The following is a 23,064-nucleotide window of genomic DNA, read 5'->3' as shown; positions in this document are numbered from 1 at the left end:
TATTGTATCAACCTATAAGCCTAACCGCAATAATGTTACTTAACTTTATCCAATGTGACAAATTTATAACCATAAATATTGTTATCATCCGGTTGATTATACAGCTCTTCTACAACTTGCCAGTTTGCTGATTGTTCGTAATCAGGAAACTGTGTATCTCCTGCAACATCAAGATCAATAAACGTTAAATAAAGTGTATCGGCACTTTTTAAAAATTGTTGATATATATTCCCGCCACCAATCACCATTACTTCATCAGACTCACACACCAATGAAATAGCGGCCTCTGGGGATGCTACAACATCAATTCCAGCTGCAGTGTAGTCAGTGTTTCGGCTAATAACAATGTTGCGTCGACCAGGTAAAGGGCGACCAATTGACTCAAATGTTTTGCGCCCCATAATTACTGGTTTATTCATAGTAACCGCTTTAAAATGCTGTAAATCAGCAGGTAAATGCCATGGCATATTATTATCTTGGCCAATCACTCTATTTTTAGCCATAGCTGCAATCATTGAAATCTTCACATTAAAACCTAATACTTTTTTATTAAACAAGAAAAAAGGAGCACCAGCTCCTTTTAAAATAATTTACTTTAGTCTAACGCTCATAGACAACTTCAACGTCATAATCGTCATCATCCCAACTATCCCAGTCGTCGTCATCATTCTTCTTAGTGGCATCTTTATGATAAGTATCCCATTTGAATTCAACTTCTTCATCTTCAATTGGCACAAATTTTTCTTTTGGCATGCTATCGAGTAGCGTCATGATGTTATGAATTAATGGTTGAGTATTTAGCTTATTAATTGCAGAAATATGATAAATATTTTCAGTCTCGCCTAACTCTTCAGCAATTTGCTCACATAGCGCCTGTGCTTCATCTTCAGGTAATAAGTCTATTTTATTAAATACTAACCAACGTGGTTTTTCAGCCAGCTTAGGACTGTACTGGTGCAACTCATTGATGATTGCAAATGCATTGTCTACTGGGTTTGAACCATCGACAGGCATTACATCGATAATATGCAGTAATACACGGCAACGCTCTAAATGTTTCAAGAAGCGAATACCCAAGCCAGCGCCATCAGAGGCACCTTCGATTAACCCTGGGATATCTGCAATAACAAATGATTTATTTGCTTCTGGACGTACCACACCTAAATTTGGAATCAGCGTAGTAAATGGGTAATCAGCTACTTTTGGTTTCGCTGCCGATACACTACGAATAAAAGTAGACTTACCTGCATTTGGCAAACCTAATAAACCAACATCAGCTAATAATAATAGCTCTAGTTTAAGGTTACGTACTTCACCTGGTGTGCCCAATGTTTTTTGACGAGGCGCTCGGTTAGTACTTGATTTAAAACGCGCATTCCCCAAGCCGTGGAAACCGCCTTTTGCAACCAAAATTCTTTGACCATGTTGAGTTAAATCACCAAGACCTTCTTGGGTATCAACATCCATGATCCGAGTACCTACAGGCACCATCACATATAAGTCATCAGCCTTTTTACCGGTACAGTTACGACTGCGGCCATTAGTACCACGTTCAGCTCTATGAAAACGCTCAAACTGATAATCGATAAGGGTATTTAAGTTTTCATCAGCTTGTAGATAAACACTACCACCATCTCCACCGTCACCGCCGTCTGGTCCACCATCTGGGACATATTTTTCACGACGGAAAGATACGATGCCGCTGCCACCGTCTCCAGCTTCTGCGCGAATTTCTACTTCATCTACAAACTTCATGATTACTCACTTTAGGGATTGGCTTGTTAATTTCACTATTATATACCTAAGCCAAGCTGATTGCAGGCTTGGCTTAGGTATATATTTATTTTCAAAACAAAAAACCCCGCAAAGGCGGGGTTTTTTAAGAACCGATTCTGATTACTCAGATACGATGCTTACGTATTTACGGTTTAAAGGACCTTTTTGTTCAAACTGAACTTTACCATCTGCTTTTGCGAAGATAGTGTGGTCTTTACCGATACCTACGTTTGTGCCAGCATGGAATTTAGTTCCACGTTGACGAACAATGATGCTACCCGCTAGAACTGATTCGCCACCAAAACGCTTAACACCAAGGCGTTTGCTTTCTGAATCGCGACCGTTACGAGTACTACCAGCTGCTTTTTTATGTGCCATTTCTAAGTACCTCTAATTAAGCGCTAATGCCAGTGATTTTAACTTCTGTGAACCATTGACGATGGCCCATTTGCTTACGAGAATGCTTACGGCGTCTAAATTTAACAACCTTAATCTTCTCACCGCGACCATGTGAAACAACCTCAGCTGTTATTTTACCACCGTTTACGAACGGTACACCGATCTCGATTTTCTCACCATCAGCAACTAAAAGTACTGAATCAAATTCAACTGCTGCACCAGTCTCAACGTCTAATTTCTCAAGACGAATTGTTTGACCTTCAGTCACACGGTGCTGTTTACCACCACTTTGGAAAACCGCGTACATAATTAACTCCGTCTGTGCGCCCTCAAATCGACGCAACTAAAATATTATTCAATAGGGCGCGAAGTTTACGCTAATGTGCAAAAACTAGCAAGCCTGTTTTATTAATTAAATGAATAAAAAATAGCTGCATTGAAGGCGATTCAATATTTTCACCTATTTTATATTAAATTGGCATTATGCCAAGCCTTTTTAGCGTTTCATGACAAATAAATTACACCACGAACAAACACGCACTAAGAATAAAAAACAACCATGTTGAATTAACGTAAATTTTCTCAAATAAAAAAGTTATCTTTCCAAATTAAGGCTAAATTAAGCTGCTTAACCGTGTTTTTTCAGCGAATCGTCACAAACTGTCGAGCAAAGCTGTTTTTTGTTGTACAATCAGCCCCGTATACCCATTAAAATTGGCTCGGAGATCAATGGATATAAAAGCTATCCAGGCGTTAATCGAAAACGATATGAATGACGTCAATCAACTAATTTACGCGCAAATGCGCTCTGATGTAGCATTAGTCAATCAACTAGGCTTATATATAGTAAACAGCGGCGGCAAGCGTGTTCGCCCTATGTTGGCTATTTTAGCGGCTAAAGCACTTGGCTATGAAGGCAAAGATCATGTTACTTTAGCAACTATTGTTGAATTTATTCACACAGCTACATTACTGCATGATGATGTCGTTGATGAATCAAATTTACGCAGAGGAACACCGACAGCAAATGCTGAGTTTGGTAATGCAGCCAGCGTACTTGTTGGTGACTTTATCTACACCCGCTCATTTCAGCTGATGGTTGGTATTGGTAAAATGCAAGTTATGCAAATACTCGCTGATGCAACCAACGTGATTGCGGAAGGTGAAGTGCTGCAATTAATGAACTGTAACGACCCTGATACCACCGAAGATAGCTACATGCAGGTAATTTATTCTAAAACAGCTAAATTATTTGAAGCTGCAACAGGCCTTGCTGCGATTATTACCGAAAAAGACGACTCTACGCTGCAAGCGCTTAATCTTTATGGTATGCATTTAGGAACCGCTTTTCAATTGGTGGATGACGTACTTGATTACAATGCTGATGCTGAGCAGTTAGGTAAAAACATCGGTGATGATCTGGCCGAAGGCAAACCTACCCTGCCACTACTTTATGCTATGCGCCACGGTAATGCTGGGCAAGTACAGTTGATCCGTGATGCCATTGAGCACAGTAATGGTATGGACCACTTAGAAGCTATTCTAAGTGCCCTCAATGAAACCAAAGCACTTGAGTTTACGATGAATAAAGCCAACGAAGAAGCTGATAAAGCGATTGCGTGTTTATCTGTATTAGATGAATCACCGTATAAAGAAGCACTCGTTAGCTTGGCTCGTATTGCCGTTGATCGTAATCACTAATAAACACCTAATGTATAAAAATCCTTCGAGCATAAAAAAGCCTGCAAATGCAGGCTTTTTTGTATCAATCGACTTAGCAATTAAGCGTTGATGAAATCAACACCTTCTTGGATGTCTTTTTTCAGCGTATCAAGCATGTCGTTTTTAGCTTGCTCTTCAAATGCGCTTAGTTCACCGTAAGAAAGAATTTCTTCTACGCCGTTTTTACCTAAACGTACTGGGTGTGCAAAGTATGCAGCATCGCCATTTTCAACAGCAACGTAAGCGTAATCTACAACGTCTTCACCTTGTAAGCCTTTAACTAAAGACATACAAAAACGTGCAGCAGCAGCGCCCATTGATAATGTTGCAGAACCACCGCCCGCTTTTGCATTTACTACTTCAGTACCTGCATTTTGGATACGTGGAGTAAGTGCAGCAACTTCTTCATCAGTGAAAGTAACGCCTTCAACTTGAGATAGTAACGGAAGGATTGTTGTGCCTGAGTGACCACCAATTACTGGTACTTTCACAGTTGCAACGTCAACACCTTTAAGCTCAGCTACAAATGCTTCTGAACGGATCACATCAAGAGTGGTAATACCGAAAACACGTTTCGCGTCGTAAGTACCTGCTTTTTTGAATACTTCCGCAACAATTGGCACAGTGCCATTTACTGGGTTAGTGATAATACCCACTAATGCTTTTGGACAGTTAGCAACAATACCTTCTGCTAATGTTTTGATAATACCAGCATTAACATTAAATAAATCAGCGCGGTCCATACCAGGCTTACGTGGCATACCAGCAGGGATAAGAACGATATCACAACCAGTTAACGCTTGATCTAGTGCATCAACACCAAAGCCTGCAACTTTAACGTCAGTTGGGATATGAGAAAGATCAACAGCAACACCAGGAACAACTGGAGCAACATCATAAAGTGATAATTCAGAACCAGCTGGTAAGCCTGTTTTTAATAATAAAGACAACGCTTGGCCGATACCGCCAGCAGCACCTAATACAGCAACTTTCATTGGAATTCTCCGTAATTTGAGGTAGGAAATATTTGTGGCTCTAAAGATAATGAAATTAACGACTAAAGACAAATTTATCCTGCTTATTTCACATATAATTTAGACCATAGTTGTAAACTTGCTGGTTTACAGCACTAAAATCCATCGCAAAAGCAAACAACTACTGCATAAGTATGCAACATTGTGTACAATTAGCGCATCACTTATGAATAAGAACCTATAATATGCAACCACAAGATAAACAAGAAGCATTAGTAAAGGCCTTTAAGGCACTTTTAAAAGAAGAAAACTTTGGTTCACAAGGTGAGATTGTTGACGCCCTAAAAGAGCAAGGCTTTGATAATATTAGTCAAAGTAAGGTGTCGCGGATGTTAAGCAAGTTTGGCGCGGTACGCACTCGTAATGCCAAACAAGAAATGGTCTATTGTTTGCCTGCTGAAATGGGCGTACCTACAGCGAAAAGCCCATTACGTCAGTTAGTGATTGATATAATGCATAACGAAATGATGATCATTATTCGAACCAGCCCAGGAGCTGCACAATTAATTGCTCGACTATTAGATTCATTAGGTAAAGCAGATGGCGTACTAGGCACCATTGCTGGTGACGATACTATTTTTATCGCTCCAGCTAAAGTATCTGAAATTGATGTAACTCTTGAACGCGTGCGTATTTTATTTGATACGGTATAAGTCTACCGATTCAAACTTTTTACAGCTGCTTTAAAAAGTTAATTGATGGGGCAAAAAACGCAGAACCCATATCGGCTTGAGTAAAATCAAGCCAATGATCGTAGCAATCGGCATCACCTAATCGACTTCGTAATACTTGCTCAAATGCATTTCCCTGTGCTGCATAACTAATCGCTAATATACCCTGTTCGTAAACGTCACCATAAGGCATGTTTTGATTTAATTGCAGTGGTTGCCCTTGCTCATCTTTTAACTCAGTGCGTACAGCATGACTATTTTCAGTCACAGGCATAATCAAGGTATTATCTAAGCGAGTGCGTCCCATTATTTGTTCTTGCTCACTCAGAGGTAGGTTTTGCCACACACTTAAATCATGCTTATAGCGCTGTATATGTACGTAACTGCCTTGATCTTCAAAATGGTTGGGTTTATTGATTAACGCTGTGATGCGCTTTTGGCGACCATGAGGAGTGTCACCACCGAGTATAAAACCGTTAAAATCGCGACCATCTAAAAATCGAAAGTTTCGCACTTGCTCAACCAATTCAACATCGGGGGCAAATAACTTGAGAATTTGCAAAGCAAATAAATGGTTTACATCTTCCCTATCGGAACGAATTTGGACAAATAAATCAAAAGGCTGAGCCCCCATAATATGATCATTATGAGTAATATTAGGAAAGCTCTGTAATTCACTAGGCAGAAATTCAGGCAGAATGTGCGGCCAGTACTGTGCCCCCACTGCAACTAGGCTGGAGAGCATCGATTCAGAAAACTGATCTGAAAACTCATCTTGGATAGCGCTAACGTATTTTAATTTTTTGCGTAATGACTCATCGTGGCCATCAAATACATTAAAAAACAAATGTAAACCGTGCAAGTTTGCTTCAGCACAAATTCCAGATTGCGCTTGCGCCATGGTATTTCCTTAACTCAAAGTCTCATACACGGCGTTTTTAATGAAATTAAAAATACTAAAACACTTAATCTGCGAAAAAGTTAACCGTGTGTGGTGTTATTTTTATTGTCACCTGTTCATTTGCTAAAAATGAGTGGCCCAACTAAGCAGCAACTTCAATTTATTGTCCATCGAGCATAACCTTATACACAAAATGCAGAACAACAAAACGACGATTTAAAATAGTCACCGTATTTGCACTACAGCCTTGTGATTGAAAAGGTATTAACTCAAGATGGTATGGGCGAACATAAAGTTACCCAACTTGCTTTACTCGACGATAAGTAACTAATGACTCAGCCCCCGTAAGCATTACTATATTCAGTTGCTGTTAATACATCTGCACCTAAGTATATGCCCTGACCAAGAAATTCTGCAACTACCTTTGAGCTTGAAGCGCTAAATAGCGGCTCAAACGTGTCTTGTTGAGCAATTTCCCCACAATTCATAGCCGCTTATTTATCGGCAAGTCGCATTTATTTTAAAGAATTACAAAGCGCCTTAATAGATATTGGTTTTTAATCATTTAAGGGATATATGCAATAAACTTAAACCATATACGATTAGAAATCGTCTAAGCAACACTACAATTACATCCACTATTAAAGGCAACCACGCCCATAATGGAAATCACTTGTGCGATATATCTCACGGTTATGACAGCTATTGAGTATAAAGCATCATAAAAAAAGTCTAAAAACAAACTAACCACATGAAATATAATAACTATTATTAAATTTCAAAATAATGACTGTATTTTCATTACTATTTTTAGCCTATTTTGTTTGCCGATACTCTCTATACTTACTTCATCGGTTAAGCAGTGACGCTTAAATGAGTAAACGGACAAGGAATGATTTTAAATGAGTAAACGGACAAGGAATGATTACTCATAAACCTCGAATTAAAGGTTACGTTAGGAAAAAATGGATTCACGGACAGGCTCAGGATGAGTAGCACTAAGGATAGTAAATATACGGACAGCGTCAAGATGATGCGAAAAGGAATAACAACAGGGCTCGCAAGAGAGTTGTTAAACAGGATGTTATAAAAGCGGACAGATGGACAGGCCCTAAAGGGTATCGCAATGGAACTGTTAACTAAGGGATAGCATCAGGACGATGCGTAAAGGACCGGTAATAGAGATTACCAAAAAGGATCAAAAGGAAGCACATAGGACAGAGGCACGGATAGCCTATATCACGCAGAACGAATAAGTAACAGTGTGATCACATGGATTAGTAAAGTTTAGGAGTTGATTAAGTTCAATTGCAGGATGCAAAAAATTAGAAGATTCCGCAAGCGCGACTAGAGATAGTTCGCGCTTTTCTTTTGCCCAAAAATACCCTCAGCTTAACGACTACTTGCCAATTAACTCGCTCATTAATACTCTCGCGTCTAATCTAATACGTTATTGATTGTGTATAAGCGATGACTTCTCTAAAATAGCGCGCTCATAAATCATTGAGGTCGGCCGTGTTAATTAACTACAATCCTCCATTAGATCCGTATTTAACCATTTTATTTCAAGATGATGATTTACTGATCGTCAACAAGCCCAGTGAACTTTTGACTGTGCCGGGAAAAGATCCTAAACACGCCGATTGTTTGATAGCTCGCGTTAACCGTGTTTTTCCTACGGCAAAAATAGTTCACCGCTTAGATATGGCAACCTCTGGAATTATTTGTTTAGCAATGCATAAAGCGGCTCATCGTCATTTAAGTATGCAGTTTCAAGAACGCCAAACTGCAAAGCGCTATGTTGCACGAGTGTACGGTAAACTAGAGCCATTAACGGGATCAGTCAATTTGCCACTGATCTGTGATTGGCCAAACCGCCCTAAGCAAATGGTTGATCATGACAAGGGGAAGCCCTCTTTAACTCATTACACTGTACTGGAGCATGAGTTGCACGCCACTCGTGTGGAACTTACCCCTATTACCGGACGCTCACATCAATTACGTGTGCATATGTTGTCATTGGGGCACCCTATTTTAGGCGATAGGCTCTATGCTCACCCTGATGCCCTGGCTGCTGCCCCGCGCTTGCAATTGCATGCACAAATGCTACAGCTCACTCACCCGGGAACAGCACAAATTATGACTTTTGAAGCTGAGCCAGAGTTTTAATTACGAGCTTAAAATCACACTAAACTTTTTGCTGTACACGCCGATAACAACTTATTGATTCATCGTGGTGGTTTATATGGCTATCGGCAAACAGTTTAAAGTATGGCAATTAATTAGTTTGGTTTACGCGACTTTCTTGGCCATGCCAGCCCAAGCAGCCGACTTTATTGCACCCACACCATGGTCAACAATCAGCAGTAATGATTTATCACGCCTAATGCCGCAAGATGAACTAAAACCGCTACTCGCTGGTGATACTGAGTTTTTAAGTTTATATCGCCAACACATGAGTGCCCAGCAGCGCGGTGTGGTATTGATTATCCCTGATTGGCAACACTTACCTACCAATAACAACGGGCTCAACTTTTTACGCACGCAACTTAACGATTTAGGCTATGCCACAATTGCCATGACGGTACCCGATATTGATTGGCAGGCAGCGCCACCTGCGGATGAAAGTGAAACAACTGAACCTGCAGCGGCTAAGCAAACTACAAGTTCAGACAATGGCGAACCATCAGCTGACACAGCCACTCCTGTTGTACATGTTGATACTATCGCTCATATAAGCAATGCGATAATAGATAATTATAAACTCAACTTAATTGCACGCTTTAATGCGTTGTATCAAAGTGCATTGGATGAAGATGGGAAAATTGTTGTTATTGCACAAGGTGCCTCTGCGGGAGTATTGCTCGAACACTATGGCGAATATCCAAATACCAACATAGATGCATTTGTCAGCCTTAGCAGTTATTTACCAAACAGTAAACGTAACCAACAACTTAACGCGATTATATCGACTATTAGCCCGCCGTTATTGGATATTTACTACAACATAGATAACCCGGACTTACTGCTGAGTGTGGCGGATAGAAAACGCTGGGTTAAACGTCACAGTAAATATGATTACCGCCAACGTGAGCTGTTTGGTTTGCGCTCTGAGCCTGAGCAACATGAGCGCTTGACCAAAGAAGTAGACGGGTTTTTACGCCGCCTTTTTTAAATATTCGTAAGCGGCTTGAATATCTTGGCTTTTCTTGACTGCCAGTTCCATCATATGTTTAGGTAAACCTTGAGAAACTAATTTATCAGGATGGTGCTGCGCCATTAATTTACGGTACGCTACTTTTACTTCTCGTTCACTCGCCTCATTATTTAGCCCCAGCAAGGCCAGCGCTTGAGTACGGCTCATGCCACTATTTGGCGGTACATGATGCCCTGAGCCTTCACGATAACTGCTGCTTTGCCCTTGTTGACGTTGTTGCTGCTGTTGATAGCGTTGTTGTTGCTGACGAAATGAAAATTCAGCTTGGTAACGTTTAAGTACAAATGCAAAGTGAGTTTTAGAGATCCCTAATAACTTACTTACCTCTTGGAGTAGCTCCTTTTCTTGCGCAGCTAACACCCCATCAGAAAACGCCATTTGGATTTGAATTTCTAAAAACAGTTGTAATAAATCATGGCGACGAGCAAAACGCTCTTTAAAATCGAAAACAGTTTCTTTTAATGAAAAATCAGCGTCTTTTCCCGTTTTAAACGCATCTTGTGCCTCTTTGCGATCATCACCAGTGAGTCCCATTTCATCCATAAATAAACTGGCAGCACGGATGTGGGTTTCGCTTACGCGGCCATTTGACTTAGCAATGTGCCCCATTACTCCAAAACAGCTGGTAAAAAATAACGCTTGGCGCTGATTAATATCATCATCGCCTTTAAATAAGCTTGAAAAGCCGCCGGCTTTATCAAAGTTCTGCTTTAAACTCTTGTCAAACATATGGCCCAGGTATAAGCCTATAAATAAGCCTATAATACGCCCAAACATAAAGCCAAAGCAGGCACCTAAAATTTTACCCCACATGAGGCGCTCCTATTATATGTGAATTACTTAATGAGTTTTTTGTTGCTCTATCAACAACTCATTCAATTGAGCTAATCGTTCTGGAGTTCCGATATCGTCCCAGTTACCTATGTACAGCTCCGTAGAGACAACATGCTCAGCCAATTTACTTTTTAATAATGGCCCTAAGCGATGAGTACCCGCTGTAATTCCTGCAAAAAATTGCTGATGAAAGCGACTAATACCAGAAAATGTATACTTGGGGCTATCTGCGCTTAGATGACGCAACGTAAAGTCACCATTTGGGTTGTGGGCTGGATTTTCAACCAACACAATATGTGCCTCGCCCGCATCTAAGTGAATATGCAGTAATGAACTAACATCATAGTCGGTAAATATATCGCCATTAATAACAATAAATTGCTCACCAAGCAAAGGTAATGCTTGAATAATACCACCTGCAGTTTCTAATCCCTGCTCAGGCTCTTGGCTATACTCAATATGTACTCCAAGCTGGCTACCATCGCCAAAGTAAGCACGGATCTTATCTCCTTGCCAAGCAAGGTTTATAATAAAATCAGTGATCCCTGCTGTTTTTAGTCGCTCAATATGATGCTCGATTAATGGTTTTCCTTGCACCTTTAACATAGGTTTAGGTAATTCTGCGGTAAGTGGCATCATTCGCTGACCGCGACCCGCGGCTAAAATCATCGCTTTCATTATTTAGTTGGCACTTTATTAAGTGCGACTAAGGTAGCAGGAATAATCTTACTGTTGATCCATTTACCCAGCTCCACCAACGATGAATGATCTTGCGCCACATCACTAATGTAGCGCAGTGTCGGTAATACATTATCCATATAACCGAGTTTACCATCGCGTAAATTTAACCGGCAAAAAATACCCGCCGCTTTTAAATGGCGTTGAATACCGGTTAAATCAAACCATTGTTTAAAGGTTGCAAAGCTGATGTTACTGAGCAAGCCCTGTTGCTCAAACTCAGCAAATGCATGCTCAAGTAAGTATTCAAGTTCATCGTGAGGAAGTTTAAAATAACAATCACGCAGTAACGATACCAGGTCATAACATACCGGGCCTTGCACGGCATCTTGATAGTCAATAATTGCCCATTGCTGTTCACTGTGCATAATATTACGGCTATGAAAATCACGGTGTACGGTGACGCTAGGTTGCGCGAGTATATTTTCAATTAATAACTCACAGCTCGTTTGCCATAAATTACGTTCTGCAGCAGTAACTTCTAGCTCTAAAAATCTCTCTACCAACCATTCTAAAAAAATACTTAGTTCTAATTCTAAAAATACCCGATCAAAATCTTTCATGTGCTCAACAGGCGGCATTTTTGCCCATTGTGCACTAAGTTTTATAAGGTGTTTATAGTGATTGATACGTTCTTTATCATCCAGCATATCAGCAAGATGTGTGTTGCCTAAATCGCTTAATAAGAAGAACCCTTGCTTTTCATCAGCATGTAATATTTTTGGTAGTTTGAAACCATGCTCAGAAAAAACTTTGTTGAGTTCTATATAAGGAGTGTTATCGAGCTTAGCTGGATCTGAGTCCATAACTATATAGCTATCTTGACCGCGATTTAGGCGGAAATAACGACGAAAGCTGGCGTCTCCGGTGATCGCAGCTAGCTGGTATACTTCATCTTCGAAGTGCGGATTTAAAAACTGCTGTAAACTTTTATAACGATTCATTTTACAAGATATCTATTTTTCACTAAGTCAATTACTGTATTTGCCATTGTTTTCCTTTATTATGTCATTCTTACATCCAACGACAGCATATTAAGGTTAATAAATGAGCAAAACCTGGGGCATGATGATGCTAAGTGTGATCAGCGCACCATCGTTCGCCGAAACTGAACTGACACACAACTTTTGTGGCAATTCAATGCAAACCAGAGCTTGGCAACCGCTTGCTGGCCTTGACTTAGGCATGATCGATATCCGTTCAGATGATATTGAACTGCTTGGCACCCAAAGCGCAGAATTTACCGGTAATGTTGATATTAACACCCTTACTATGAGTTTGTCCGCACAAAGTGCGCTAATTGACAAACAGCGTGGGTTACTTAATGCAACTGGCCCTATTACTTACCGTGACACTATCAGTGAAGTAAATAGCTCAGGTCTTAATGCTGATTTAAATAGTTCTGAAATCAGCCTACTTGGTGCCGATTATAAGCTGACGGATCAACAAGCACACGGCGGTGCAGAAAAGCTCACCATTAATAAGTCTGGCTTAGATCTGCTGAACGCAAGCTTTACTACCTGTCCAAGCGATACGCCCGTGTGGGCAATTCAAGCTGAACAAATTTTATTATCCCGTGAAGAAGGCTGGGGCGAAACCCATGATATGGTATTACGTATTATGGATACGCCAGTACTTTATTTACCCTATTTCACTTTCCCAATTGATAATCGAAGAAAATCAGGCTTATTAACACCCAATATTTCCAGTTCAGATCGCTACGGCGTAGAAACTGTTACTCCATATTATTGGAATATTGCACCAAACTTTGATGCCACGATTACACCTCGCTATATGTCTAAAAAAGGCTTACAGCTGCAAACCGAGTTTCGTTATTTAAGTGATAGCAATGAAGGTCTCGTAGCACTTGAATACCTTGACAAAGACGACTCCGAACCAGAACTCAAAGAGCGCTTTCTATTTCACTGGCAACAACAAAGTTATTTTGCCGAAAACTGGCGTGCAAATGTTGATATAACCAACGTCAGCGATGATAACTATCTCACTGATTTGGGTTCTAATTACGCAACACGTACTGACACCCAACTGTATCGTACTGGCTCGTTATCACACTTAGGTGATACTTGGCGTACAGATATTAAAGTACAAAACTTTGAAGTGCTCGGTGATCATCTTGAATCGTATGCGGCATGGCCACAAATTAGCTTTTCACAAACAGCACCATTTAGTTTTCAGGATATTGAACTGACCCTAGACGGTGAACTGAGCCACTTTACTAATGATACGGCAATCATAGAAAAAGCCACTCGGGTGCACATCGAACCCAAAGTAAGTTATGGTTATCAAGAGCATGCTTGGTCGTTTTTATCTGAATTTAGCGTACTGCACACTAACTATAAGCAAGAAGGTGATTTAGCTAATACCGATTATGCTAAATCAGTTTCACGTACTTTGCCTAAAGTGCGTTTATACAGCCAATTAAACTTTGAGCGTGATACCACTATCTTCGCTGATGATGGGATTCAAACCTTAGAGCCACAAGTGCAATATTTGTATACACCAAATAAAGATCAATCCGATATAGGTTTATACGATACGACAAAACTACAAGATGATTTTTTTGGTTTATTCCGTGATAGTCGCTTCTCAAGCGTTGATCGTATAGCCGCAGCGAATCAATTTACATTAGGTGCAACCACGCGTTTATTTAATAATAAAAGCGAAGAATTGTTTAATTTTAGTGCTGGTCAAATATTTTATTTAAGTGACTCTGCCAAGCCAACATCACAAGGGTTAAACTCAGATACCAACTATAATGCCTTGTTTGCCGCACAAACCATGTTACATTGGCACCGCCGCTGGTATTTATCAGGCGGAATTCAGTATGACACCGATGGAAAGCAGATTATCCAGTCAAATGTGACTTTAGATTATAAAGGTGACGATAATCAGCTGGTACAATTGAACCATCGCTATGCAAATGATGTCTCAGGCAATACAATCGAACAAGTTGGCTTTTTTACTAGCATTCCGCTCAGTGATCAATGGCAGTTTGTAAGTAGCTATCATCGCGATTTAGAAAGCGGTCGTAGTGTCGAGGTGTTCAGCGGATTGCAATATGAATCCTGCTGTTGGGCCTTTCAAATTACCGGTCGTCGCCAAATCGCAACTGATTTAAATCAAGCGATAGGCCAAGAACAAGCCACTTTTGATTCAAGCATTGGGTTTAATATTGTCTTAAAAGGGTTAGGTAGTAAAAGCCGTTATGATGCACAAAAATTATTACAACAAGGTATTTTTGGCTATCGTAGACCGTATTTTCTTAATAACTAGTATTACCGTACTATTAGCAAGAGTATTAGAAAAAGTATGAATTTAAAAAAATTATTAGCATCAGCATTTTTGACGCTTGGTTTATACCAAAGCGCTTTCGCAGCCCCTGTTGAAATAGACAAGGTGGTTGGTATTGTAAACCAAGGGGTTATTTTACAAAGTGAAGTTGACACCATAGTTAACCGTGTAAAAACCCAAGCCAAAGAGCAAGGACAAGAATTACCTTCGGATGATACGCTACGCATTCAAGCAATGGAGCGCTTAGTAAATCAAGCGCTGATGATGCAATTAGCCGAGCGTATGGGGTTAGAAATCTCTGATAGTCAACTGGATCAAACTTTGGTTAGTATGGCTAAAGAACAAGGCGGAACAATTGCAGACTTGCGCCGTACGATTGAAGCGTCAGGCGAGAGTTTCCAGTCTTATCGTGAAGAAATTCGTAAAGAAATTACTACTCAACAAGTGATGCGCGCAAACGTAGATCGTCGTATTTATATTAGCCCGCAAGAAGTTGATAACCTTTTAAAAATAATGGAAAGCCAAGGTCAAAATACGGAAGAGTATGACATTGGTCATATCCTCATTGATATTCCAAATAATGCCACTGCAGATGAAATTTCTGATGCAAAAACTCGTGCCGATAAAGTCATCGAATTTTTACGAGAAGGTAAAGAATTCAAACGCATCGCTATTTCATCATCAAGTGGTTCAAAAGCTCTTGAAGGTGGTCAGCTAGGTTATATGAGTATCAATGAAATGCCGTCATTATTTGCTGAAGCAGTTAAAGGCACTAAAAAAGATGCCATTATCGGCCCGCTACGCTCTGGCGCTGGTTTTCATATCATTAAAGTGCAAGATATTCGTGGTCGCCAGGTTGTTGAAACAACTGAAGTTCGTTCTCGCCATATCTTAATCAAGCCGTCAATTATCTTAAGTGAAGAAAAAGCCCGCAATATGCTAAATGGTTTTGCCAAAGAGTTACGCGCAGGTACAGCTGATTTTGGTGAGCTTGCTAAAGAGTATTCAGAAGATCCAGGCTCTGCACTTAAAGGTGGAGAGTACGATTGGACAGATCCTACAACCTATGTGCCACAGTTTAGAGACGCCCTACTATCACTTGATAAAAATGAGACCAGTGACCCGTTTAGAACCACATTTGGTTGGCATATAGTGCAGCTATTAGACAAACGCATTGCTGATAAAACCGAACTAGCTAAACGTAACCGTGCTCATGGCATGCTCTTTAATCGTAAATTTAAAGAAGAAAGCTTTAACTGGCAGCAAGAAATGCGTGAGCAAGCCCATGTTGAAATTTTCCCAATTGATGAATAACCAATGATTCTACGTATTGCAATTACTCCCGGCGAACCTGCCGGGATCGGCCCAGATTTACTGTTGCAACTTGCACAGCATGATTGGCCTGCGCAGCTGGTTGTGATTGCTGATAAGCAGTTATTACAACAGCGAGCCAAACAGCTTGGTTTAACAATCAATTTAATTCCATTTGATGAAAACGCAGCAGCAGCAATCGCTCCAGCAGGGAGTGTCTATCTGCACCAAGTTGATTTAGGTGCCGAAGTTGAAATGGGTGTATTAAATGATGCCAACGGCCAATACGTACTCGATACTTTACGTATCGCGTGCGAAAAAAATATGAATGGTACGTTTGCTGCGGTTGTAACTGGCCCTGTTAATAAAGGTATTATCAATAAAGCTGGTATTTCATTTAGCGGCCATACCGAATACTTTGCCCAGCAATCAAACACCCCTGATGTGGTGATGTTGTTAGCTACTGAAGGCTTAAGAGTTGCACTAGTGACCACGCACATCCCACTAGCTTATGTATCACGTGCTATTACAAGTGAGCGTTTAAGTAAAGTTGCGGGTATTTTAAACCATGATTTACAAACTAAATTTGGTATCGAAAAACCACGTATTTTAGTCTGTGGGCTTAACCCTCATGCGGGTGAAGATGGCCATTTAGGGCGTGAAGAAATTGACACCATCACCCCAACCATTGAACAGCTAAATAGTGAAGGTATGAATTTAATCGGGCCATTGCCTGCTGATACCTTGTTCCAAGACAAATATCTATCACAAGCTGATGCTGTGCTGGCAATGTATCACGATCAAGGTTTACCTGTGCTAAAATACAAAGGTTTTGGCAAATCGGTTAATATCACCCTTGGTTTGCCGTTTATACGCACCTCAGTTGATCACGGTACGGCGCTCGATTTAGCCGGTACTGGTGATGCTGATGTTGGTAGTTTTGAATTAGCGATCCGCGAAGCAATTAAGCTCGCCCATGAAAAAGCACAAAATCAATGACAGATAAAGTACATTTAGGACACCGCGCCCGCAAACGTTTTGGGCAAAACTTTTTATGTGATGAGATGATCATCGATAAAATCGTCACCGCGATTGATCCTAAACCTGAAGATAATTTAGTTGAAATCGGTCCTGGTCTAGGTGCTATCACTGAACCGGTAAGTGAGCTAAGTGGCCACTTAACGGTTGTTGAGCTAGATAAAGATTTAGCCCAGCGCTTAACTGAGCATCCTTTTTTAGGGCCTAAGCTTACTGTGCATCAAGGTGATGCAATGAAATTTGATTTTTCAAGTTTGATCAAAGCTGACCGCAACAAACTAAAAGTGTTTGGTAATTTACCGTACAATATTTCAACACCGTTACTGTTCCATTTATTCGAGTTTGCCGACAACATTGAGCATATGCATTTTATGCTACAAAAAGAAGTGGTAAAACGCATGGTAGCAGGACCTGGTAGTAAAACATTTGGTCGCTTGAGTGTAATGACACAGTATTACTGTAATGCAATGCCTGTCATCGAAGTACCACCAGAGTGTTTTAAACCAGCACCGAAAGTTGATTCTGCCGTTATTCGTTTAATACCGAAAAAGCCAGAGCAACGTACAGCAAAAAGTACTAAAATTCTTAACACTGTGTGTTTAGAGGCCTTTAATCAGCGCCGCAAAACACTGCGCAACAGCTTAGCTAATTTACTCACCGCAGGTGAATTAACTAGCATTGGTATAGATATCACGTTGCGTGCTGAAAGCCTTTCGTTACAACAATTTATTGATATAGCTAATTGGATTTATGACAACAAGCAGTAATTTGGGCTCACCCATCAAAGTATCGGTAGAAACATTTTATGTTGAGGGTCAATCACAACCTGAACTTGATAAATATGTATTTGCTTATTCCGTTACCATTAAAAATCACAGTCTATGCAGCGCAAAGTTAATTAGCCGCTATTGGTTGATCACTGATGCAAATGGTAAAGAAATCGAAGTACAAGGTGAAGGCGTAGTCGGTGAAAAACCAACTATTGGTCCTGGTGAAAGCTATAAATATACCAGTGGTGCAGTGCTAGATACTCCCGTAGGAACGATGCAAGGTTATTACACCTTGAAGAATGAGTTCGGTACAGAGTTTGATGCACCTATTAATGTTTTTCGTTTATCACTGCCTAATATTTTACATTAAATAACCTGAAATCGGGTTAAGATATTTATTAACGCATTGATTTAATGGTATAACTAGCCTTTAAGCTGTCCTGTCGGAGATTTTCAGAGATAACAAGGCGAATTTACGCGTCAATAGCTGGCCTATTGCAAGTAGATTCAACGCAGTTAGCGTTGAAAATAGCCACAGGAGATAGATTTATTCTCCCGAATTTAGGTTAAATAATGGCAAATTATGCGATAGGTGATCTACAAGGTTGTTATAAAGAATTTCAAGCTTTGTTGCTGCAAGTTGACTTCAACCCAAGCAAAGATCACCTTTATTTAGTGGGCGATATTGTCGCCCGCGGCCCCGACTCACTTGCCTGCCTAGATTATATATATACACATCAAGATAGCATCACCGTTACCTTGGGTAATCACGACTTACACCTGATTGCCAATTACATGTTAGATAAACCCGCTAATCCTAAAGACAAGCTCACCGCCCTGCTTGATTCCACAAAGCTACCTACTTATATAGCCATGTTACAGCAGCAACCACTTGCTTTATGGCTTGAAAAAGAACAGGTATTTATTAGCCACGCCGGCCTCAACCCTGCATGGTCAATTGAACAGGCTCTACAACATGCACAATTTGCTGAATCCTGCTATCAAGGTGAGAATGCGCGCGATTTTTTCAAACATATGTATGAGCAGCACCCTAGCCTTTGGAGTGAACAACTCAATGACTTTGAGCGGTTTCGTTATATTATAAATTACTTTACTCGAATGCGATTTTTAACCCTTGATGAACAATTAGAGTTAAGCTATAAAGGTGGTATTGCTAACGCTACTGCAATGATCCCTTGGTTCAAGCACCCAAGATTTACAACTTTTAAACAATATATTGTTTTTGGTCATTGGGCTGCTCTTGAAGGTGTAACAGATCATGAAAATATCTACGCTTTAGACACTGGTTGTGTGTGGGGTGGAGCTATGACCTTGCTAGAATTAAAAAACAAACAATTATTCAGCATTAATTCAGCTAATTCTATCTAAATAACCTGAAAAAAAACTCATCTTCTGTTAGATTTAAAGTTATAAATGTTAAAAGTAATTAAATTTAATTACTTAACTTATCCGCAATAAAGCCGATAAAGTCTAATTGCTACTCTCTTTATGGAATTTTTATATGAACTTAACTGTCAGCCAGCGTATTTGGGGTGGTTTTATTTGTATCACCTTATTACTTCTTTTAATTGGGGGTAATTCACTGTTCAGAATCGCAAATATTAATAATTCAGCGCAGCAAGTAAATCAATTATCATTGCCTGCACTGGAACAAAGTTCAGAACTTCAGGTTGAGTTTATCTTAATGAGTAAAGCTGCCCAAGCAAGCTTTTATACCACTTCAGCTGCAGAGCTTGCGCCAATTGAAAAATCAGTGTTCGAACAAAAACAACGCTTTGATAAATCTTACTCGCAATTACGACAAGTTGTCAGTGACAATGCTCAACTAAATCAAAGTAGTCAAAGCGTGGAACGAACTTACAAAAGTTTTATTAAATTAGTAGAAGATTTATTAAAAGATAAAAAAACTCAATTAGAACTCAATAAATCATTACGAGCACAGTTAGAAACTATTGAGCTTGCTGCGGAAGATGCCAATTCTGTGGTTTTGGATATTATCGATATTGATGGTTTAGAAAGCAGTGATAGCAGAGCCTATCAAGCAGCTAATAAATTAGAAAATAACTTTTTATCTTTGGTGACTAACAGCACTGACATGCTGACAGTTAAAACCCAAAATACCTTAGATATCGTCAAAAATGAGCAGCTTTATTATTTAGAAGAAATTGAGCGTAGTTTAAAGCTACTCAAACCGGTTGTTGAAGCCGCTGAGCCGGGTTTATACAACGATCTAAACAACTACTTTATCTCTATTCGCGATAACATTCTCGGCAACAATAGTATTTCAGCTAATAAAAAGCGTTTAATTGATGTGATCGCAATGACTGAAACGGAACTTACTGAGGCAGAGCAAGCTACGGCAACTGCATTAAAACAACTCAACGAGTTAGTCGCTCAAGCGAGTAATGTTGCTTTTGAATTACAAAAAGAAGTTAGGATCGACGTCGACTCAGCCAACTTATGGACTTGGGTTGGTATGATAAGTGCTACCTTACTAGCTATAATAGTGGCTTATATAACAGTTAATCGCATTACTAAACCACTTGCAGAAGTTAACCGCATTCTTGATATTGTTGCTAGTGGCGATATGACACAACGTCTTGATGATACGGCTAAAGATGAATTTGGTGAGCTATCGCGTAGTTGTAATACACTTATCGCCAGCTTACGCAGCTTGATCAAAGGCATTATATCTCGTTCCACACAACTTGCTGCGGCCTCAGAAGAAACGTCTGCTATTACCGGTGAATCAAGCCAAGCAATTCGTAATCAACAAGCACAGGTAGAACAAGCGGCAACAGCGACAACAGAAATGAGCAGTACCTCACAAACGGTGAGTAATAGCGCACAACAGGCACTTAAAGAAATCAAAAATGCCGATAAAGAAGCTGAACGAGTTAAGGGTATTTCTAGCCAGAATAAATCGACCATTGAGCAGCTAGCTCGTGAAGTTGAATCAGCCTCACTAGTCATTAATAAGCTTCATCAAGATAGCGCCTCGATTGGTAGTATTCTTGATGTTATTCGTGGTATCGCGGATCAAACTAACTTACTAGCACTTAATGCAGCTATTGAAGCAGCACGTGCCGGTGAACAAGGTCGTGGTTTTGCCGTTGTTGCTGATGAGGTTCGTTCATTGGCTAGTAAAACACAAGCCTCGACTCAAGAAATTCAAGCCATGATCGAATCATTGCAAACAGGCGCTGAAGCAGCCGTAACTGCAATGTCTAAAGGCAAGCAACAAGCTGATTCTTGTGTTGAACAATCAGACCTAGCCAACGCAGCACTGGATTCAATCACCTCAGCGGTTGCTTTAGCACATGATGTGAGTGAAGAAATATCGACCGCAGCACAAGAGCAACAACAAGTCTCACAAGAGATCAGCGAGCGCCTTGAGTCTATCGTAGCCATTGCTGAACAAACCGCTGAAGGAGCTAATCAGACTAATATATCAAGCTCTGAGGTCGCTAAACTTGCCGAAGAGTTACGCTTGTCTGTAGATGAGTTCAAAGTCTAGGGCAAAGCAAATTAAAACAACAAAGCCGTGTTGATTTAAAACACGGCTTTTTTTTCGAAAAAATAAACCACCGATACCCCACTTTTCACTGCTGAGCTAACAAATTGCGTGAGAACAGCCAACTGTTATAATTTCATCGTCCACACACTAGCTTTGCTTGTTGGCAATACTCCATTATTTTTCCACAAAAAAGCCGAACTCCACGTTAATAAAGTTCGGCTTTTAATGATCATCAAGCTTAGCTAGATTACTTTACCTATGCAGCAGGATACTCGCGATACGCACGCTCAATATTCTTCGCTTGCTTTTTAGAGATACCTAAATGCGCAAGTGCTACACGTAAACGTGCGCGCGATAGATCTGAGCCTAATATTTCCATTGCATCAAGTACTGATGTTGAAGACGTTTTGCCAGTAATAGCGACAAATATCGGCTCTAAAAAGTCTTTAATCTTCAGCTCATGGAAAGTAGACACCGCTTTAGCTATAGCAAATATTGCTGATTTTTCCCAGCTTCGTAAGCCCTCAAGCTCCCAGATAAAGAACTGTAAAGCTTGGCGAATTACATCTTCATCGGCTTTACCAGCGGTCAGTAACGCAGGGTCGTAAGTTGGAATGCCACCGACAAAATGACCGGCTAAATCAACCATATCTGATAGGGTATTAATGCGGGCTTTCGCCTCTGGTAATACTTTAGCAAGCATTGCCCCATTAAACTTCCAATCTACAAAGCGCTGAATTAGCTCTTCGTTGCTGAAGTTTTCGCGGATCCACATGCCGTTTAACCAGCTTAGTTTATCAACGTCAAATACTGGGCCACCGAGTGATACACGCTTCATATCAAAATGTTCAATCATTTCAGCAAGCGTGAACTTTTCACGCTCATCCGGCATTGACCAGCCCATGCGTCCAAGGTAGTTAAGTACCGCTTCAGGTAAGTAACCCATTTCTTTATAGTAATTAATAGAAGTTGGATTTTTACGCTTAGATAGCTTTGACTTATCTGGATTACGTAATAGTGGTAAGTGACCAAGCACCGGCGCTTGCCAACCAAAATCTTCATATAATTTTAGCAGCTTAGGCGCAGAGTTGATCCACTCCTCACCACGGAAAATATGGCTAATTTCCATATGGTGGTCATCAACCACGTTAGCTAAAAAGTAAGTTGGGAAACCATCGGCTTTAAGTAACACTTGCATATCAACGTTTTCCCACGGGATCTCAATTTCACCACGTAAGTAATCGTTAAATTTAAAGGTACCTTCGCTTGGAATATTCATACGTATAACGTAAGGCTTACCGGCAGCTAAGTTGGCTTTAATTTCGTCATCCGTAAGGTTTAAACCACGGCCATCGTATTTAGGACGCAGGCCTTCAGCCATTTGCTCTTCACGCATTTGGTCCAGCTCTTCGCTAGTTGCAAAACAATAAAATGCTTTGCCATCATCAACTAACTGATGCGCATATTTTTTATATAAATCGCTACGCTCTGATTGACGATAAGGACCAAACTCACCACCGACATCAGGACCATGATCCCATTCAAGCCCTAACCAACGAAGACTATCCATAATCGCTTGTTCTGATTCTGAAGTGCTACGTACTTGGTCTGTGTCTTCAATACGAAGTACAAATTCGCCACCTTGCTGCTTAGCAAAACAGTAATTAAATAAGGCGATATAAGCGGTACCAAGATGCGGGTCACCGGTTGGTGACGGCGCAACACGTGTACGAATTGTCATGGTTATGTTCTCTTTCAATGGGCAATAAAATATGCGCTAAATGCTAACACAGCAAATGCGCT

The 23,064-nt window shown here is 40.3% G+C and carries 21 protein-coding genes; 11 read left to right on the top strand and 10 right to left on the bottom strand.

Features of this window, described 5'->3' with window-relative positions; genetic code table 11:
• Positions 1 to 35 precede the first annotated feature (35 nt).
• The 4 genes from folA to rplU form a co-directional block, all read right to left on the bottom strand.
• A complete protein-coding gene (gene folA / locus H5232_RS01135) occupies positions 36 to 527 on the bottom strand; it encodes a type 3 dihydrofolate reductase (protein WP_182717148.1) in 492 nt (163 codons plus the stop codon).
• Between the two features lie 73 nt (positions 528 to 600).
• Positions 601 to 1,755: an Obg family GTPase CgtA gene (gene cgtA / locus H5232_RS01130; RefSeq protein ID WP_149982083.1), complete on the bottom strand. Its 1,155-nt coding sequence runs from the start codon at positions 1,753 to 1,755 to the stop codon at positions 601 to 603.
• Positions 1,756 to 1,896: 141 nt separating this feature from the next.
• Complete coding sequence (rpmA, locus tag H5232_RS01125) at positions 1,897 to 2,154, bottom strand: 50S ribosomal protein L27 (protein WP_064665557.1); 258 nt, start codon at positions 2,152 to 2,154, stop codon at positions 1,897 to 1,899.
• Positions 2,155 to 2,170: 16 nt separating this feature from the next.
• A complete protein-coding gene (rplU, locus tag H5232_RS01120; protein ID WP_006794538.1) occupies positions 2,171 to 2,482 on the bottom strand; it encodes a 50S ribosomal protein L21 in 312 nt (103 codons plus the stop codon).
• Between the two features lie 422 nt (positions 2,483 to 2,904).
• Between rplU and ispB the strand changes: the two genes are divergently transcribed.
• Positions 2,905 to 3,876, top strand: coding sequence for an octaprenyl diphosphate synthase (gene ispB, locus H5232_RS01115; protein ID WP_182767239.1), 972 nt, complete (start codon positions 2,905 to 2,907; stop codon positions 3,874 to 3,876).
• 80 nt (positions 3,877 to 3,956) lie between these two features.
• Here ispB and mdh read toward each other — a convergent pair whose 3' ends face one another.
• A complete protein-coding gene (gene mdh / locus H5232_RS01110) occupies positions 3,957 to 4,892 on the bottom strand; it encodes a malate dehydrogenase (protein WP_145235472.1) in 936 nt (311 codons plus the stop codon).
• Between the two features lie 224 nt (positions 4,893 to 5,116).
• Between mdh and argR the strand changes: the two genes are divergently transcribed.
• Positions 5,117 to 5,584, top strand: coding sequence for a transcriptional regulator ArgR (gene argR, locus H5232_RS01105; RefSeq protein WP_145235470.1), 468 nt, complete (start codon positions 5,117 to 5,119; stop codon positions 5,582 to 5,584).
• A 19-nt stretch (positions 5,585 to 5,603) separates the two neighbouring features.
• Here argR and H5232_RS01100 read toward each other — a convergent pair whose 3' ends face one another.
• Positions 5,604 to 6,503: a Dyp-type peroxidase gene (locus tag H5232_RS01100; protein WP_182830475.1), complete on the bottom strand. Its 900-nt coding sequence runs from the start codon at positions 6,501 to 6,503 to the stop codon at positions 5,604 to 5,606.
• A 1,515-nt stretch (positions 6,504 to 8,018) separates the two neighbouring features.
• On the opposite strand from H5232_RS01100, the gene rluA reads away from it, so the two are divergent.
• Both rluA and H5232_RS01090 read left to right on the top strand, forming a co-directional pair.
• On the top strand, positions 8,019 to 8,672 hold the full coding sequence (gene rluA, locus H5232_RS01095) for a bifunctional tRNA pseudouridine(32) synthase/23S rRNA pseudouridine(746) synthase RluA (RefSeq protein WP_182794146.1): 654 nt from the start codon (positions 8,019 to 8,021) through the stop codon (positions 8,670 to 8,672).
• A 76-nt stretch (positions 8,673 to 8,748) separates the two neighbouring features.
• Positions 8,749 to 9,678, top strand: a complete 930-nt coding sequence (locus tag H5232_RS01090) for a DUF3530 family protein (protein ID WP_182830474.1) — start codon at positions 8,749 to 8,751, stop codon at positions 9,676 to 9,678.
• On the opposite strand, the gene djlA is transcribed toward H5232_RS01090, so the two are convergent.
• Genes djlA through H5232_RS01075 form a run of 3 tightly spaced genes read right to left on the bottom strand, consistent with a single transcriptional unit; the run spans position 9,661 to position 12,236 of the window.
• Complete coding sequence (djlA, locus tag H5232_RS01085) at positions 9,661 to 10,533, bottom strand: co-chaperone DjlA (RefSeq protein ID WP_182717152.1); 873 nt, start codon at positions 10,531 to 10,533, stop codon at positions 9,661 to 9,663. The two genes, H5232_RS01090 and djlA, sit on opposite strands and share 18 nt — an antisense overlap.
• 27 nt (positions 10,534 to 10,560) lie before the next feature.
• Positions 10,561 to 11,232: an N-acetylmuramate alpha-1-phosphate uridylyltransferase MurU gene (gene murU, locus H5232_RS01080; protein ID WP_182717153.1), complete on the bottom strand. Its 672-nt coding sequence runs from the start codon at positions 11,230 to 11,232 to the stop codon at positions 10,561 to 10,563.
• On the bottom strand, positions 11,232 to 12,236 hold the full coding sequence (locus H5232_RS01075; protein WP_182830473.1) for an aminoglycoside phosphotransferase family protein: 1,005 nt from the start codon (positions 12,234 to 12,236) through the stop codon (positions 11,232 to 11,234). Before H5232_RS01075 ends, murU begins: the two co-directional genes overlap by 1 nt.
• Positions 12,237 to 12,339: 103 nt before the next feature.
• On the opposite strand from H5232_RS01075, the gene lptD reads away from it, so the two are divergent.
• The 7 genes from lptD (at position 12,340) to H5232_RS01040 (ending at position 21,261) form a co-directional block, all read left to right on the top strand.
• Positions 12,340 to 14,586 (top strand): LPS assembly protein LptD, encoded by a 2,247-nt coding sequence (gene lptD, locus H5232_RS01070; protein ID WP_149982091.1) that lies wholly within the window; start codon positions 12,340 to 12,342, stop codon positions 14,584 to 14,586.
• Between the two features lie 36 nt (positions 14,587 to 14,622).
• On the top strand, positions 14,623 to 15,918 hold the full coding sequence (gene surA, locus H5232_RS01065) for a peptidylprolyl isomerase SurA (protein WP_182830472.1): 1,296 nt from the start codon (positions 14,623 to 14,625) through the stop codon (positions 15,916 to 15,918).
• A 3-nt stretch (positions 15,919 to 15,921) separates the two neighbouring features.
• A complete protein-coding gene (gene pdxA, locus H5232_RS01060) occupies positions 15,922 to 16,914 on the top strand; it encodes a 4-hydroxythreonine-4-phosphate dehydrogenase PdxA (protein WP_182717156.1) in 993 nt (330 codons plus the stop codon).
• The gene (gene rsmA, locus H5232_RS01055) at positions 16,911 to 17,720 is read left to right on the top strand and encodes a 16S rRNA (adenine(1518)-N(6)/adenine(1519)-N(6))-dimethyltransferase RsmA (protein ID WP_182830471.1); all 810 of its coding nucleotides are present in this window, start codon (positions 16,911 to 16,913) and stop codon (positions 17,718 to 17,720) included. The genes pdxA and rsmA overlap by 4 nt, the downstream gene beginning before the upstream one ends.
• A complete protein-coding gene (apaG, locus tag H5232_RS01050) occupies positions 17,704 to 18,093 on the top strand; it encodes a Co2+/Mg2+ efflux protein ApaG (RefSeq protein ID WP_145235442.1) in 390 nt (129 codons plus the stop codon). Before rsmA ends, apaG begins: the two co-directional genes overlap by 17 nt.
• Positions 18,094 to 18,296: 203 nt before the next feature.
• Positions 18,297 to 19,112: a symmetrical bis(5'-nucleosyl)-tetraphosphatase gene (locus H5232_RS01045; RefSeq protein WP_182830470.1), complete on the top strand. Its 816-nt coding sequence runs from the start codon at positions 18,297 to 18,299 to the stop codon at positions 19,110 to 19,112.
• A gap of 133 nt (positions 19,113 to 19,245) precedes the next feature.
• A complete protein-coding gene (locus H5232_RS01040) occupies positions 19,246 to 21,261 on the top strand; it encodes a methyl-accepting chemotaxis protein (RefSeq protein WP_182830469.1) in 2,016 nt (671 codons plus the stop codon).
• A 256-nt stretch (positions 21,262 to 21,517) separates the two neighbouring features.
• On the opposite strand, the gene gltX is transcribed toward H5232_RS01040, so the two are convergent.
• Entirely contained in the window at positions 21,518 to 23,002 is a 1,485-nt protein-coding gene (gene gltX, locus H5232_RS01035; RefSeq protein WP_182717159.1) for a glutamate--tRNA ligase, read from the bottom strand.
• Positions 23,003 to 23,064: the final 62 nt, after the last annotated feature.

It is taken from the genome of Pseudoalteromonas sp. SG41-5, assembly GCF_014164495.1.
Taxonomy (GTDB): Bacteria; Pseudomonadota; Gammaproteobacteria; order Enterobacterales; family Alteromonadaceae; genus Pseudoalteromonas; species Pseudoalteromonas rhizosphaerae.
Note: the sequence above shows the minus strand (reverse complement) of the source record. Positions and strands in the feature narration are given on the sequence as shown.

Excerpts from the sequence above, each read along its gene's own strand:
- H5232_RS01100 (WP_182830475.1), bottom strand. The coding sequence starts at position 6,503 with ATGGCGCAAGCGCAATCTGGAATTTGTGCTGAAGCAAACTTGCACGGT.
- cgtA (WP_149982083.1), bottom strand. The coding sequence starts at position 1,755 with ATGAAGTTTGTAGATGAAGTAGAAATTCGCGCAGAAGCTGGAGACGGT.
- argR (WP_145235470.1), top strand. The coding sequence starts at position 5,117 with ATGCAACCACAAGATAAACAAGAAGCATTAGTAAAGGCCTTTAAGGCA.
- ispB (WP_182767239.1), top strand. The coding sequence starts at position 2,905 with ATGGATATAAAAGCTATCCAGGCGTTAATCGAAAACGATATGAATGAC.
- rsmA (WP_182830471.1), top strand. The coding sequence starts at position 16,911 with ATGACAGATAAAGTACATTTAGGACACCGCGCCCGCAAACGTTTTGGG.
- rplU (WP_006794538.1), bottom strand. The coding sequence starts at position 2,482 with ATGTACGCGGTTTTCCAAAGTGGTGGTAAACAGCACCGTGTGACTGAA.
- murU (WP_182717153.1), bottom strand. The coding sequence starts at position 11,232 with ATGAAAGCGATGATTTTAGCCGCGGGTCGCGGTCAGCGAATGATGCCA.
- pdxA (WP_182717156.1), top strand. The coding sequence starts at position 15,922 with ATGATTCTACGTATTGCAATTACTCCCGGCGAACCTGCCGGGATCGGC.
- H5232_RS01040 (WP_182830469.1), top strand. The coding sequence starts at position 19,246 with ATGAACTTAACTGTCAGCCAGCGTATTTGGGGTGGTTTTATTTGTATC.
- apaG (WP_145235442.1), top strand. The coding sequence starts at position 17,704 with ATGACAACAAGCAGTAATTTGGGCTCACCCATCAAAGTATCGGTAGAA.
- surA (WP_182830472.1), top strand. The coding sequence starts at position 14,623 with ATGAATTTAAAAAAATTATTAGCATCAGCATTTTTGACGCTTGGTTTA.
- H5232_RS01045 (WP_182830470.1), top strand. The coding sequence starts at position 18,297 with ATGGCAAATTATGCGATAGGTGATCTACAAGGTTGTTATAAAGAATTT.
- gltX (WP_182717159.1), bottom strand. The coding sequence starts at position 23,002 with ATGACAATTCGTACACGTGTTGCGCCGTCACCAACCGGTGACCCGCAT.
- djlA (WP_182717152.1), bottom strand. The coding sequence starts at position 10,533 with ATGTGGGGTAAAATTTTAGGTGCCTGCTTTGGCTTTATGTTTGGGCGT.
- lptD (WP_149982091.1), top strand. The coding sequence starts at position 12,340 with ATGAGCAAAACCTGGGGCATGATGATGCTAAGTGTGATCAGCGCACCA.
- rpmA (WP_064665557.1), bottom strand. The coding sequence starts at position 2,154 with ATGGCACATAAAAAAGCAGCTGGTAGTACTCGTAACGGTCGCGATTCA.
- H5232_RS01090 (WP_182830474.1), top strand. The coding sequence starts at position 8,749 with ATGGCTATCGGCAAACAGTTTAAAGTATGGCAATTAATTAGTTTGGTT.
- H5232_RS01075 (WP_182830473.1), bottom strand. The coding sequence starts at position 12,236 with ATGAATCGTTATAAAAGTTTACAGCAGTTTTTAAATCCGCACTTCGAA.
- mdh (WP_145235472.1), bottom strand. The coding sequence starts at position 4,892 with ATGAAAGTTGCTGTATTAGGTGCTGCTGGCGGTATCGGCCAAGCGTTG.